The following is a 13,583-nucleotide window of genomic DNA, read 5'->3' as shown; positions in this document are numbered from 1 at the left end:
CTTACTTCAGCTCAAATACAAACGGCAGGCCCTGCGCGTTCATCATGGCTTTTTCCTTGGCCATGAAGCGCTCGGCCAGCTGGGTGAAGCTGCCGTCGCTGCGCATGCGGGCGAGGACTTCATTGACCTTGGACTTCAGTTCCTCATTGCCCTGCTTCAGTCCCACGGCCCAGACTTCCTCGCGCAGCGGGGCGAGCAGTGCCCGCGTCTTTTCGGGGTGCTTGGCGTGATGGTTGATGATGGAAAGCTGATCGTAGATCCACGCATCGACGCTCGAGTTAACCACCTCCATCACGCAGGACACGTCCGCATCGAGGGCAATGATCTTGGCATCCTTGAGATTTTCCCGCGCCCAGGTTTCGCCGGTGGTGCCGAGGCGGACGACGATCTTGCGGCCCGGAGTCTTCAGATCAGCGGTGCTTTGAACGGTTGAACTGGCGGAGACGAGAACTGCCAGGCCCGTCTTCACATAAGGCTCGGAGAAGTCGATGGATTTGCGCCGCTCCGGCGTGGCCGTCATGGACGAAAGGACGAGGTCGATGGAGCCGGTGCGCAGCGCGGTGATGAGGCCGTCGAAGTTGATGTTGCGAAACTCCACCTCGCGCCCGAGCGCCTTGCCGATCTCTCGCCCCACCTCGACGTCCACACCGCTGATCTGGCCTTTGGTATCGACGAACTCAAAGGGCGGATACGTCGCATCCGTGCCGATGATGAGCTTGTTGCTGCGCGTGCAGGCGCACAGGGTGAGAAGCAGGCTGAGGGTGAGGTATCGAAGCATGGGATCAATCAGGAGTTTAAATCACCGGCGTAGTCGCTCGGCATGCGCCAGTCGCCACGCGGAGAGAGGGCCACGGAGCCGACCTTGGGGCCGTCGGGCACGCTGGAACGCTTGAACTGGTTTTGGGCGAAGCGTTTGAAGAAGAGCGCGAGCCATCTGGCGATGGTGTCATCGTCATATTTGCCCGGGAAAGCCTGCGCGGCCAGCCAGCGGATTTTTTCCGCGTTGCTGCCATGCCGCACGAAGTGAAAGAGGAAGAAGTCATGCAGCTCATACGGGCCGACGGTGTCCTCGGTTTTCTGCTGCAGAGATTCATCCGCTGCGAGCGGCAGCAGTTCGGGTGAGATCGGTGTGTCGGCGATGTCCAGCAGGATGGCGCCTGCTTTGTCGGCAAAGGGGCCGGCGGCGCACCACTCGATGAGGTAGCGCACCAGCGTCTTCGGCACGCCGGAGTTCACATGATACATGGACATGTGGTCGCCATTGAAGGTGCACCAGCCCAGTGCCGCCTCGGAGAGATCTCCGGTGCCGACGACGATGCCGCCGGTTTTGTTGGCTAGGTCCATGAGGATTTGAGTGCGCTCGCGGGCTTGTGAGTTTTCGTAAGTGGCGTCGTGCTGGGTGGCCGAATGACCGATGTCGGCGAAGTGCTGATGCACGGCGTCGTTGATCGAAATGGTGCGCAGTTCGATGTTCAGCGCCTCGGCAAGCTGCTCGGCATTGCCCTTGGTTCGAGTGGTCGTGCCAAAGCCGGGCATCGTGACGGTCAGTGCGGCAGTCGTCGGCATGCCCGCGCGTTTCAGTGCTTCCAGCATGACCAGCAGCGCGAGGGTGGAATCGAGTCCGCCGGAGAGTCCGAGCACCGCTGTTTTGGCGCGTGCTTGTTTCAAACGGCGGGCGAGTCCCGTGGCCTGAATGGCGAAAATTTCCTCGCACACCGCGGCACGATCCACCTTGGCCGAGGGCACAAAAGGATGCGCCGAGATGGGGCGCAGAAGTCGGTCATCGCCACCGAGGGCTGCACCGAGACTGAAGGTCACGCGGCGGAAGCCGACGCTGCCAGCTTCATCGCGGAAGGCGGAGCTCTTCAGCCGGTCATGCGCCAGATGCTGCAGATCGACATCAGTGACGATGGCGCGCGTCTCGAAGGAGAAGCGTTCGGTTTCACCGAGAAGGACACCGTTTTCTGCCACGAGGCCGTGACCGGAATAGACCACGTCCGTGGTTGATTCACCTGCGCCTGCTCCAGCATAGACATACGCCGCCAGGCAGCGCGCCGCCTGCTGCGCCACGAGGTGGCGGCGGTAGGGTGCCTTGCCGAGGACTTCGGTACTGGCGGATGGATTGGCCAGCAGCGTGGCTCCCGCGAGCGCGAGATGGCCCGAGGGCGGGATCACCGTCCACAAGTCCTCACAGATCTCCACGCCGAGGACGAAGCCCGGGACATCCAGCACCTCAAACAGCAGTTTCGTGCCGATGGCCACCTCCTCGTCATTCAAGCGCAGCGTGGAAACGTTCAGCGTGTGCGCAGGCGAGAACCAGCGGCGCTCATAAAACTCCGCCGAGTTGGGCAGGAAGGTCTTGGGCACGAGTCCGAGCAGGCGCCCCTTGGCCAGCACCGCAGCCATGTTGTAAAGGCGGTCCTGCACGCGCAGCGGCAGGCCAACGACCAGCACGCAGGGCAGGTCCAGCGTGGCGCGAACCAGTTCAGCGAGGCCCTTCACGCTCGCATCCAGCAGGGCGTTGGTATGAAACAGATCCGCGCAGGAGTAGCCGGTGAGGCTCAGCTCAGGAAACACCGCGAGACGGCAGCCGCGCTGTGCCACCGTGCGCGCCTCACGGGCGATGATGGCGACGTTCTTCGCCACATCTCCCAGCACCAGTTCCGGAGACACGGCAGCGACGCGTACCAAGCCAAGACGTTCGCGGATGGTGATCGGGGTAGGGGATGCTTGTGGCATGGGAGAACCTAGCACGGAAGGTTTGGGGTGTGCGAGGAGTAAGTACGACGGACACGAGTGTCTGTCGGTGCCCAGCGCTTCGCTGCAATCCATCAGTTGCTAGTTATCCTGCCGTGTCGCTCCAGCAGGCTAACGCTTTCGTCGATAGATTTCGATTGTATGCAGGCTTGGGAGATTGCGAGAGCGCTGACCGACAGGCAAGAGTGCCTGTCGTACTACTCCAGCATGCGCGTCTTCAGCTCCGCCGTGGGCATCATGCAGGACTCGTCTTTGCCAAACCAGCGGTAGCGGTTGCGGGCGATGAAGTAGTAAGCGGCATCGCGCAGGGCATGTGGCAGGGATTTGAAAACAAGCGCGAGTTTCCAAACTCCGCCGAGCGTGCGGGCGATTTCGAGGGCAGCGTCGCTGGCTTTGAAAGCGCCGCGCGGGGTGAGGAAGAGCATCGCGCTTGGGGAAGAAGGATCGAGACCGTGCTGCGTGTAGAGCTGGCTGCCCAGAGTGCTTTGAATCGGCGCGAACTTGATCTTGGCCGCTGGATCACGCTTCACGATGAAGCGCACGCTGGCATCGCAGAGATGGCAGATGCCATCAAAGAGCAGGAGGTGGTCGCGGCTGGGATCGTAGTGGGGCACGGCTAGTTGAGCTTACGACTCTCCGGGGCGGTTGGCACGGACGAAAACCAGAAGAGGTAGGCGAGGATGAGCAGGGTGCCGAAGCCGAGGGTGAACCCCCAGGTGCGGGTGTGGGCCATGGGATGAAGAATGTAGGCCGCGATGCGGCTGAGGAGTGAGACGGGGCGGTGGACGAGGTCCCAGCTGTTCCAGCGGTCAAAGCGGCCGAGGTAAACGCCGAAGCCGCTCAGCCCCAGTGAGCCCAGTGTGACGCACCAGGCGGTGGTGTGGGAAAACTTCCGCACAAACCAATGCTGGACGATGTGCAGGGACTGAAACCCGAACCAGAGCGCGACGAAGGCAAAGGAGAGCAGCATGAGGAGATCGAGCCACTTGGGGACATGCGCGTTGTGCTCATTGAGGTGCATCAGGTCGGTGAGGACGTAGGGAGCATTGGGAAAGAACAGCAGCCACACAGAAAGCAGAGGCACTGCCAGCACGAGGCGATTGATCTGGCGCAGACCAAGGCTGAGGCCAAGAGGGATGGCGGCCAGGAAGAGATTCCACAGCATGAAAGCGTAATAGTTATGTCCGGCGAGGTGCATGCGCAGGTTCAGCACGATGCAGCACCATAGGCAGGCGAAGAGGTTGAGCAGGAAGACGCGGGTGGACATGACTGGCGCAACGATACGCTTCTTTGCGCAATCACGGCAAGTGGCACGCGATTTATGGAGACGAATTCACGTGGGGTTCACGGGAAGTTCATTGAGCGCACCCCATTCTCAAGCTGCCGCCTTACGCCGGTTCTTCGCTGCCTTGAGCTGGCCGCAACCCGCCGCCACGTCGATGCCGCGACGCTGGCGGATGGTGCAGGGGAAGCCGGCATCCTGAAGGATGCGGTGGAAGACATCGGCGGCGGTGTCGCTGCTTTCAGCTCCGGCATAGCCGTCGGTGCGGTTGAGCGGGATGAGATTGATGTGGGCGTCCAGGCCGTGGAGCAATTCGGCGATGCGCCTGGCGTGCTCGGGTGTGTCGTTCACGCCTTCGATCAAGGTCCAGGCGAAGAAGATGCGGCGGCCGGTCTGCGCATTGTAGCTGCGGCAGGCGGCCATGAGATCGGCCAGCGGCCAGCGCTGGTTGGCGGGGATGAGCTTGGCGCGCTCCTCCTCCGTGGCGGCGTGCAGGCTGACCGCGAGATTGTAGGGACGTTTTTCCGCCGCCATGCGCAGGATGCCGGGCACCACGCCCACGGTGGACACGCTGATCTTGCTGGGGCCGATGTTCAGCCCCCGGGTGTCGCAGATGATGTCGAGGGCGGTCATCACGGCATCGTAGTTGTGCAGGGGTTCGCCCATGCCCATGAAGACGAGATTGCGCAGGCCTTTCTTCTCGCCTTTGGCGCGCACGGCGCGTTGTGCATGGAGCACCTGGGCCACGATTTCGCCGGGGCGCAGATGGCGCACGAAACCCATCTGGCCGGTGGCGCAAAACACGCAGCCCATGGCGCAGCCCGCCTGGGTGCTGACGCAGGCGGTGTGGCGGCCGGGGTAACCCATGATGACGGTTTCGATCTCCTGCGCATCAGCCATGCGCAGGAGGAATTTGTGCGTCAATCCATCGCTGCTGGGCGTGTCCAAAGAGACGGGTGGCACGTCGAGCGTCCAGGAGCCGTCGCTGAGCACCTGCGTGAGCCATTTGCGCAGAGGGGGCAGAAGATCCTCACGGGAGAGAGGATCCGCCATCGCCTTGAAGTGGAGGGTGTTCCAAAGCGTGCCTGCATGCGCCGGACGCAGACCTGCGGACACGATGACCTCGCGCAGTTGGTCAAAGGTCAGATCATGGAATGAGGGTGGCATCAGGTGAGGTACGGGTTTTCGCGCTTCTCACGGCCGATGGTGGTGTCATCGCCATGGCCGGGGAAGACACGCGTGGCATCGGGCAGTATCAAAAGATTTTTAAGTATTCCGTTGAGCAGAAGGGGTCCGGAGCCGTTGGGGAAATCGGTGCGTCCGACACTGTCCAGAAAGAGCACATCACCACCAAAGAGCAGGTTTTGGGATGGGAGGTGGAAGCAGAGGCTGTCCGGAGAATGGCCGGGCACGTGGTAGAGATTCCAAGTCTCGCCGAGGACTTGGATCTGGCTTTGTCCTTCGAGAACCTCATCCACCGCAAATGGGGGGACTGAGAAGGGGCTGCCAGTCACGGCACCGTAGAGAATCTCCAAAGTCAGCTCACGCGAGTAGTCCGCAAAGGAATAGACCCGGCAGCCGTGCTCCGCCTTCACGGCGGCAGCATCCAGCACATGATCAAAGTGCTGATGGGTGAGGAAGAGGACATCCACCTTCACTTTTTGCTGCTTAAGCCATGCGCCTATTCCGTCCGGTGCGTCCACAAGAATAGTCCCGTCGGGCAAGGTGAGCAGATGGCCGTTGGTGGCGGCGATGCCGCCGGTGTAGGTGATGATTTCAGGCATGGAGAGGGCGAAAGACGGGAAAGAGGTGGACATTTCAACCCAGAAAAGGCAAAATCTGAACGCAAAACGCACCGCGAGGTTCGTTATAGATCTGGACGACCCCCACCATGACTCGCTTTTTACTCACCCCCGTCGCAGCTGCGGCCACCGCCCTCGCGCTCCTCATTCCCTCGGCGCAAGCGGAAACCAATTTTGGCCAGGTGGCCATGCATGTGGCCTACATGCTGCAAAACCACCACTACTCGAAGCAGGACTTCGACGACAAGGTGTCCGGTGAGATGCTTCACAACTACCTGAACATGCTCGACTTCAAGCACATCTTCTTCACCGAGCAGGATGTCGCGAGCTTCAAGGACAAGTACGAAACCACGCTGGATGACCATGTGCTGATGCGCAACATCAGCCCGGCCATCGAGATCTACGACATCTACAAGGAGCGCGTGAAGGAGCGCGTGGACTTCCTCAAGAAGGCTCTCGATACCAACAAGTTCACCTTTGACTCGAAGCGGACCATCGAGATCAAGCGCGACAAGGCGCCATGGCCGAAGGACAAGGCCGCCCAAGACAAGCTGTGGCTCGACATCATCGAGGACAATCTGCTGGCAGAGCGCATCGCCGATGAAACGCGTGAGCGTGATGAAAAGAAAAAGGCTGAAAAGGCCGCCGCCAAGAAAGCCGGCACCGCCGAGGCCAAGACTGAAGCCGCGCCTGAAGCTGGGAAAGTGACCCCGCCTGAGAAGCCTGCCGCCGATGCTCCCAAAGTCGCCGCCAAAAAGGAAAAGGACGACAAGGACCTGACTCCGAAGGAGCGCGTGCTCAAAGACTACACCCGCTTGCTCGAGAGCATCGACGAGAACGACACCAAGGACGTGGTGAACTTCTTCCTCTCCAGCCTGGCCACCGCCTACGACCCGCACACCGAGTACATGAGCACGGATGAGAGCGACAACTTCAAGATCCACATGCAGCACAAGCTCGTCGGCATCGGCGCGCTGCTCGGCCAGAAGGATGACGGCGCAGAAATTCAGGGCATCGTCGTCGGTGGTCCGGCTGACAAGCAGGGCCAGCTCAAGCTGAACGACCGCATCATCGCTGTCGCCCAGGGTGATGACGAATTCGTCGACGTGAAGTACCTCAAGCTGCAGAAGATCGTCGACATGATCCGCGGTGAGAAGAACACCACCGTCCGCATCAAAATCGTCCCCGCTGACGATCCCTCCGGCAATCGCATCATCGCCATCGTGCGTGATGAAGTGCCGTTGAAGGAGAAGCTCGCCAACGCCGAACTCCTGGTCACTCCTCCAGATCTCGGCAAGACGCTCAAAGTCGGCTGGATCAACCTTTCCAATTTCTATGCGGACATGGAAAACAACACGGTCAGCACCAGCGTGGACGTGGAGCGCCTGCTGCGCCGTCTGATGAAGGAAAAGATCGACGGCCTCGTGCTTGATCTGCGCGACAATGGCGGTGGTTCCCTGGACGAAGCCATCAAGCTCACCGGTCTCTTCATTCCTGCCGGCCCTGTGGTGCAGGCCAAGGACTGGCGTGGCAGCATCACCTGGCGTGACTGCGAAAATGAAAAGCCTGTGTATGACGGCCCCATGATCGTCCTCATCAACAAGGCCAGCGCTTCCGCCTCGGAAATTCTTGCGGCAGCTCTGCAGGACTACCGCCGTGCCCTCATCGTGGGAGACAAGTCCTCCTTTGGCAAAGGCACCGTGCAGACCATCCTCCCCGTCGAGCGTTACATGCCTTTCTTCAGCGACAAAAAAGGCGCTGGCGACCTCAAGGTGACGATCCAGAAGTTCTACCGCATCGCCGGTGGTTCCACCCAGCTCAAAGGTGTTGAATCTGACATTCCTCTGCCTTCGATCCGCGACGTGCTGGACATTGGCGAATCCTCTGCTGAAAACCCGCTGCCCTACGACACCATCCCACCGCGCAAGTACCCCCTCTTCCGCAAGGATCCGTTCCCGGTCGATGAGATCAACGCACGTGTGAAGAGCCGTGTGACCGCCAGCCCTGAGTTCCAGAACGTGGTCGAGGAGTCCACGCGCCTGAAGGAAAAAATCGACCGCAACACGGTTTCATTGAATCTGCAGGAGCGTGAGAAAGAGCGCCTCGACACCGAAGCGCGTCGTGACAAGCAGACCGAAGACCGTGCCAAGCGCACCAAGGAAGTCGCTGAGCGTATCAAGGACAACGGCTTCAAGACCTATCACCTCACGCTGGACAACGTGGACAAGCCTGATCTGGTGCCCGAGTCGGCCTTCAGCAAGGAAATGAATTCCGGCATGCGCACGGCCTCCAAGGATGATGACAGCGGCAATGACGAGGCCAAGTTCCCCTACGGAGTCGAGCCTGTGAAAATGGAGACCATCCACATCCTGCGTGATCTCCTTGAACTGGATCACAAGCCCACCACGGCGGCCAAAACCGAGGACAAAGCACAGGTCGGCACCAAGCCTCAGGCTCAGTAATGACCCGATTTTCGTCCGGGTTTTTCACTCATTTCCACTGGCAAAACGCACCGTATGCAGGTTGGCATCATCACTATCTCTGACCGCGCCAGTCAGGGGGTCTATGAGGATCTTGGCGGTCCGGCGCTGAAGCAGGCGGCGGAAGGTTACGGCTGGGCAGTGGCCGCAGAAGCGATTGTCCCGGATGACTTACTGCGCATCCAGGAGGCCATTCGTTCCTTTTCAGCTCAAGGCTGTGCCCTCATCCTCACCACGGGTGGGACCGGCATCGCCGAGCGTGATGTCACCCCCGAGGCCATTCGTGGCATCATGCGCGTGGAGATCCCCGGCTTTGGGGAGCTGATGCGCATGAAGTCGCTGGAACTGACCCCGAACGCCATTCTCTCCCGCAGCCTCGCGGCGGTGGTGGATCGCAGCCTCGTCATCGCCCTGCCCGGAAAACCGCAGGGGGCCGTCGATTGCCTCAGTTTCGTGATTGGGGCCATTCCGCACACCGTCAAGCTGGCGCAGCGGGTGCCGACGAGCTGTTAGGATGCTGTGAGCGAAGCTGCGTTTTGATGGACGCTCGGCAGCCTGTTGGAACAGGATTGACTGGAGGGCAGAATTCACAGGATTTCCAGATATTGAATCCTGCCCAATTTTGTTAATCCTGTCTTCCTCCCTCCGCACATTTGCGGCTGGACTTGCAGGCGGAGTCTCGATTACAACTCTGCAGTCAGCCAATCCACTCTCATGAAACGCATTCCTGTTTCCACCCGTCGTCAGTTCCTCACAAAGTCTGCCGTCGCCATCGGCTTTCCCACCATCATTCCCGCCAGCGTGATCGGGCAGAATGCGCCATCCAGCAAGATCACCATGGCTGTCTTTGGCTGGGGCATGATGGGGCCGAGCAACACGGGCAAATTTCTTCAGGAGCAGGACTGCCAGATTGTGGCCGCGTGCGACATCGACAAACGCAATTTGCAGAAGGCTCTGGATACGATCAATGGCGCCTACAAGAATCAGGACTGCAAACCCTACCATGACTACCGCGAGGTGATGGCCCGCAAGGACATCGACACCGTCATGCTGGCGGTGCCCGACAACTGGCATGCACTCACTGCCATTGAAGCGGCGAAGAACGGCAAGGACATCTACGGTGAGAAGCCACTGGCGCGCACCATCGCCGAGCAGCAGGCCATTGTGAAAGCGGTGCAGAAGCACGGGCGCATCTGGCAGACGGGCTCCTGGCAGCGCAGCGAGGACAATTTCCGCATCGGTGCTGAGATCGTGCGCAACGGTCTCATTGGAAAGCTGAAGGAGGTGCATGTGGGCCTGCCCAGCGGGCACAACGATTTCGCCAAGACCGGAGACAAACGCAGCGTCACAGCGCCGCCGCCTGAACTGGATTATGAGATGTGGATCGGCCCGGCGACGATGCAGGACTACATCGAGTGCCGCATTCACAAAAACTGGCGCTGGGATTACAACATCGGCGGTGGTCAGTTGCTGGACTGGATCGGCCACCATTGCGACATCGCCCATTGGGGCATGGGCATGGACAGCAGCGGTCCACAGGAAGTGAGCCCCATCCAGGTGGACATGCCGCCGCGCACGGACATCTGGAACACCGCCACCAAGTACCGCGCTGAGGCTAAGTATGCCGGCGACATCACCATGACCATCGCGGGTGGTCACGACGACATCAAGATGGGCACCAAGTGGATCGGCACGGACGGCTGGGTCTATGTGAATCGCGGCGGTGCGTATGACTGCTCGAACCCGGCGCTCAAACAGCTCGTCAAAAAGCGGAAAGACGAGAAAGATCCGAAGAGCGAGATCATCGAAGTGGCGAAAGCACCGAAGCTCGGAGACGACGTCATCAAGACACGTCTCTACGAAACCAAGGGCCACCATCGCAATTTCCTCGACTGCGTGAAGAGCCGTCAGCCTACAGTGACGCCTGTGGAAACCGCGCATCGCAGCGCCAGCCCCGGCCACCTTGCCCTCATTTCCTTCCTCACCAACCGCTCCATCAAATGGGATCCCGTGAAGGAGGAGATCATTGGTGATGCGGATGCCAGCAAGCTTCTCGGGCGTGAGTATCGCGGTCCTTGGAAGCTGGAGGTGTAGATCAGTCCTTTCGTAGGTCGGGTGTGTTTGGCGCGCTGCGGTTATTATCGACCACAGTTCACTTCGCCAAACCGCCCGAGTTCGAGGATGCTCTTGCGCCGGTGCGTTTGCTGAACGCTCACAGACGGGCGGGCTGTCGCCACGCCCATCCTACAATCCAACCCACATCTACGCGATCACATCGCGCAGTACATTGCCATGCACATCCGTGAGGCGCAGGTCGCGGCCGCTGAAGCGGTAAGTGAGCTGCTCGTGATCGATGCCCATGAGGTGCAGGACGGTGGCCCACATGTCATAGACGGTGCAGGCGTTTTCAATCGCATGGTAGCCGAAGTCGTCCGTGGCACCATAGATGTGGCCGGGTTTGACGCCGCCACCGGCCATCCAAATGGTGAAGCCGTAGGGATTGTGATCGCGGCCATCGGTGCCCTGAGCAAAGGGCGTGCGGCCGAATTCGCCGGCCCAGATGACGAGGGTGCTGTCTAGCAAGCCGCGTGACTTGAGGTCTTTAACGAGCGCGGCAATGGGCTGGTCCACCTGATGCGCCATGTTGCCGTGGCCTTTTTTGATCTGCCCGTGCTGATCCCAGGGATTTGCCGCCTGTCCACCGCCAAGCGTTTGCGGCAGGCAGCTCAGCTCCACAAAGCGCACACCGCGCTCCACCAGACGCCGTGCCAGCAGGCACTGCCGTGCATAGGCGGTGCGGGGGGAGTCCGGGCCGTCCATGCCGTAGAGCTGCTTCGTGGCTGCGGTTTCGCCGGAGATGTCGCACAGCTCCGGCACGGCGGACTGCATGCGCCAGGCCATCTCGTAGTTCGCAATGGCTGCATCCACGTGAATGTCATGCTGGGCGGTACTGGCAAAGCGGTGATCCATCGCGCCAATGAAATCGAGCTGCTTGCGCTGGATGTTGCGAGGCTGCTTGGAATGGATGTTGCGCACCGCCTCCTCCTCATCCGCCTGCACGATGCTGGCCTGATGTTGCGCAGGGAGAAAACCGTTGCTGAACACACCCACGCCACCATGCGGCACCGTGGCACCACCGCTTTGCAGCACGATGTAGCCGGGTAGATCGCGCGACTCCGTGCCGAGGCCGTAGCTGGCCCATGCGCCGGCGCTCGGATAGCCGAGGAATGGGAAGCCGCTGTGCATGAAGAAATTTCCCTGCGCATGCTCGCTGAATTTGGCCGTCATGCTGCGAATGACGCAGAGTTCGTCCGCAACTGTTGCCATGTGGGGAAAGAGTTCGCTCACCGGCATGCCGCTCTGGCCGCGCTGACGAAACTCCCAGTGCGCAGGCTGCACGGTGCCGTTGTTGTTGAACTGCGTTTTCTTCACCTCGACGGGCATGGGCTGCCCGGCGTATTTTTCCAGCAGAGGTTTTGGATCGAAGGAGTCCAGGTGAGATACTCCACCACTCATGTAGCAGAAGATCACGCTGCGTGCCTTCGGTGCAAAACGCTTCGCGCGATTCACCGGCGACTCCGCCTGCATGAGGCCCTCCAATGCGGCCATGCCAAAACCGGTGGAGGCCTGGGCAAGAAGCTGGCGGCGTGAAAGGTGGGGATTCATCAGGCGATGATGTCTTTGAGTACATTGCCATGTACATCCGTGAGACGCAGATCACGGCCGCTGAAGCGGTAGGTGAGCTGTTCGTGGTCGATGCCCATCAAATGAAGCACGGTGGCCCACATGTCATAGACGCTGGTGATGTTTTCGACGGCGTTGTAGCCGAAGTCATCCGTGGCACCGTACACGTGACCGCCTTTAACGCCGCCGCCAGCCATCCAGACGGTGAAGCCGTAGGGGTTGTGATCGCGACCATTGGAACCTTGCGCGAAGGGCGTGCGGCCAAATTCACCGCCCCAGACGACGAGCGTGCTGTCGAGAAGGCCGCGTGAGCGCAAGTCCTTGATGAGTGCAGCGATGGGCTGGTCGATCTGATTTGCCATCTTGCCGTGGCCTTCAACGATGGCGCTGTGGTGATCCCAGGGGTTGGCGCCGTTACCACCACCCACGTTGTAGGCCAGCGTGCTGAGTTCGATGAAGCGTACGCCGCGCTCCACGAGACGCCGGGCCAGCAGGCACTGGCGGGCGTAGGCGGCTTTTTTCGGCTCAGGGTCGTCGAGGCCGTAGAGCTTTTTCGTGGCCTCGGTTTCGCCGCTGATGTCACAGAGATCGGGCACGGCGGACTGCATGCGCCAGGCCATCTCGTAGTTGGAGATGGCGGCCTCAATGTGCATGTCGTGCTGCGTGGCGCTGACAAAGCGGCGGTCCATCGCGCCGATGAAATCGAGCTGCCGCCGCTGCATGTCCTGCGGCTGGCGCGGGCGGATGTTGACGACGGCTTCGGCTTCATCTGCCTTCACAATGCTGGCCTGATGCTGGGCGGGAAGGAAGCCGTTGCTGAACAAACCCACGCCGCCATGCGGAGTGGAGGCACCACCGCTTTGCAGCACGATGTAGCCCGGCAGATCGCGCGACTCCGTTCCGAGGCCGTAGCTCGTCCATGCGCCCGCGCTCGGATAGCCGAGGAATGGGAAGCCGGTGTGCATGAAGAAGTTTCCCTGCGCATGCTCGCTGAACTTCGCCGTCATGCTGCGGATCATGCAGAGATCATCCGCCACGCCGCCTACTTGAGGAAACAGATCGCTCACCTCCAGTCCCGACTGTCCGCGCGGCTTAAACTCCCAGTGCGAGGGCTGTACGGTGCCGTTGTTGTTGAACTGCGTCTTCTTCACCGCGCCGGGCATGGGCATGCCCGCAAACTTCGTGAGCATCGGCTTGTGATCGAAGGAATCGACATGCGACACACCGCCGCTCATGTACAAGAAGATCACGCTGCGTGCTTTCGGTGCAAATTTCTTCGCACGATGCACAAGCGGCATGTCCGCAAGCGCCTGCTCCTGCATGAGGCCGGCAAGCGCGGCCATGCCGAAGCCGGTGGAGGCGCGGGAGAGAAGTGCGCGGCGATTGATCGTATTCATTGCAGGTAAATGAACTCCTTCAGGTTGATGAGTGACTGCGCCAAGCTAGTCCAGGATTGCAGTTCGGGATCGTCGCTGGCGGTGGCACGAAGGGTGTCGAGTTGCTTGGACTGGTCCTGGCGCTTGGTATTGAGCTTGGAGAGCTGGACTCGCTGCTCCGCTGTGAGTGTGGCGATGATGT

Annotated in this window: 12 protein-coding genes; 3 read left to right on the top strand and 9 right to left on the bottom strand. The window is 60.5% G+C overall.

Translation table 11 applies throughout. The features are described 5' to 3' along the window. Position 1: 1 nt before the first annotated feature. From ACILSL_RS16340 to ACILSL_RS16315, 6 genes are all read right to left on the bottom strand, one after another. Positions 2–778, bottom strand: a complete 777-nt coding sequence (locus ACILSL_RS16340) for a transporter substrate-binding domain-containing protein (RefSeq protein ID WP_395733121.1) — start codon at positions 776–778, stop codon at positions 2–4. Positions 779–786: 8 nt separating this feature from the next. Further along, positions 787–2,739, bottom strand: a complete 1,953-nt coding sequence (locus ACILSL_RS16335; RefSeq protein ID WP_395733120.1) for an NAD(+) synthase — start codon at positions 2,737–2,739, stop codon at positions 787–789. A 215-nt stretch (positions 2,740–2,954) separates the two neighbouring features. Further along, complete coding sequence (locus tag ACILSL_RS16330) at positions 2,955–3,371, bottom strand: thiol-disulfide oxidoreductase DCC family protein (protein ID WP_395733119.1); 417 nt, start codon at positions 3,369–3,371, stop codon at positions 2,955–2,957. A gap of 2 nt (positions 3,372–3,373) precedes the next feature. Continuing rightward, positions 3,374–4,024 (bottom strand): DUF1361 domain-containing protein, encoded by a 651-nt coding sequence (locus ACILSL_RS16325; protein ID WP_395733118.1) that lies wholly within the window; start codon positions 4,022–4,024, stop codon positions 3,374–3,376. A 108-nt stretch (positions 4,025–4,132) separates the two neighbouring features. Further along, the gene (gene rlmN, locus ACILSL_RS16320; protein WP_395733117.1) at positions 4,133–5,206 is read right to left on the bottom strand and encodes a 23S rRNA (adenine(2503)-C(2))-methyltransferase RlmN; all 1,074 of its coding nucleotides are present in this window, start codon (positions 5,204–5,206) and stop codon (positions 4,133–4,135) included. Continuing rightward, entirely contained in the window at positions 5,206–5,856 is a 651-nt protein-coding gene (locus ACILSL_RS16315; RefSeq protein WP_395733116.1) for an MBL fold metallo-hydrolase, read from the bottom strand. The genes rlmN and ACILSL_RS16315 overlap by 1 nt, the downstream gene beginning before the upstream one ends. 74 nt (positions 5,857–5,930) lie before the next feature. Here ACILSL_RS16315 and ACILSL_RS16310 point away from each other — a divergent pair, with 74 nt between their 5' ends. The 3 genes from ACILSL_RS16310 to ACILSL_RS16300 all read left to right on the top strand — a co-directional run bounded on the left by ACILSL_RS16310 (position 5,931) and on the right by ACILSL_RS16300 (position 10,415). Then, positions 5,931–8,303: a carboxy terminal-processing peptidase gene (locus ACILSL_RS16310; RefSeq protein ID WP_395733115.1), complete on the top strand. Its 2,373-nt coding sequence runs from the start codon at positions 5,931–5,933 to the stop codon at positions 8,301–8,303. 54 nt (positions 8,304–8,357) lie between these two features. After that, positions 8,358–8,834, top strand: a complete 477-nt coding sequence (locus ACILSL_RS16305; protein WP_395733114.1) for a molybdenum cofactor biosynthesis protein B — start codon at positions 8,358–8,360, stop codon at positions 8,832–8,834. A 201-nt stretch (positions 8,835–9,035) separates the two neighbouring features. Next, complete coding sequence (locus ACILSL_RS16300; protein ID WP_395733113.1) at positions 9,036–10,415, top strand: Gfo/Idh/MocA family protein; 1,380 nt, start codon at positions 9,036–9,038, stop codon at positions 10,413–10,415. Positions 10,416–10,583: 168 nt separating this feature from the next. Here ACILSL_RS16300 and ACILSL_RS16295 read toward each other — a convergent pair whose 3' ends face one another. The 3 genes from ACILSL_RS16295 to ACILSL_RS16285 all read right to left on the bottom strand — a co-directional run. Next, positions 10,584–11,987 (bottom strand): DUF1501 domain-containing protein, encoded by a 1,404-nt coding sequence (locus ACILSL_RS16295; RefSeq protein WP_395733112.1) that lies wholly within the window; start codon positions 11,985–11,987, stop codon positions 10,584–10,586. Then, positions 11,987–13,402 carry a DUF1501 domain-containing protein gene (locus tag ACILSL_RS16290; RefSeq protein ID WP_395733111.1) on the bottom strand — a complete coding sequence of 472 codons (1,416 nt, stop codon included), beginning with the start codon at positions 13,400–13,402 and terminating at the stop codon, positions 11,987–11,989. The genes ACILSL_RS16295 and ACILSL_RS16290 overlap by 1 nt, the downstream gene beginning before the upstream one ends. After that, positions 13,399–13,583: hypothetical protein (locus ACILSL_RS16285; RefSeq protein WP_395733110.1), on the bottom strand; the 185-nt coding region annotated here is incomplete at its 5' end. The genes ACILSL_RS16290 and ACILSL_RS16285, both read right to left, overlap by 4 nt.

This window comes from Prosthecobacter sp., assembly GCF_044222345.1.
Classification (GTDB): domain Bacteria; phylum Verrucomicrobiota; class Verrucomicrobiia; order Verrucomicrobiales; family Verrucomicrobiaceae; genus Prosthecobacter.
This window is presented reverse-complemented; position numbering and strand designations above follow the sequence as displayed.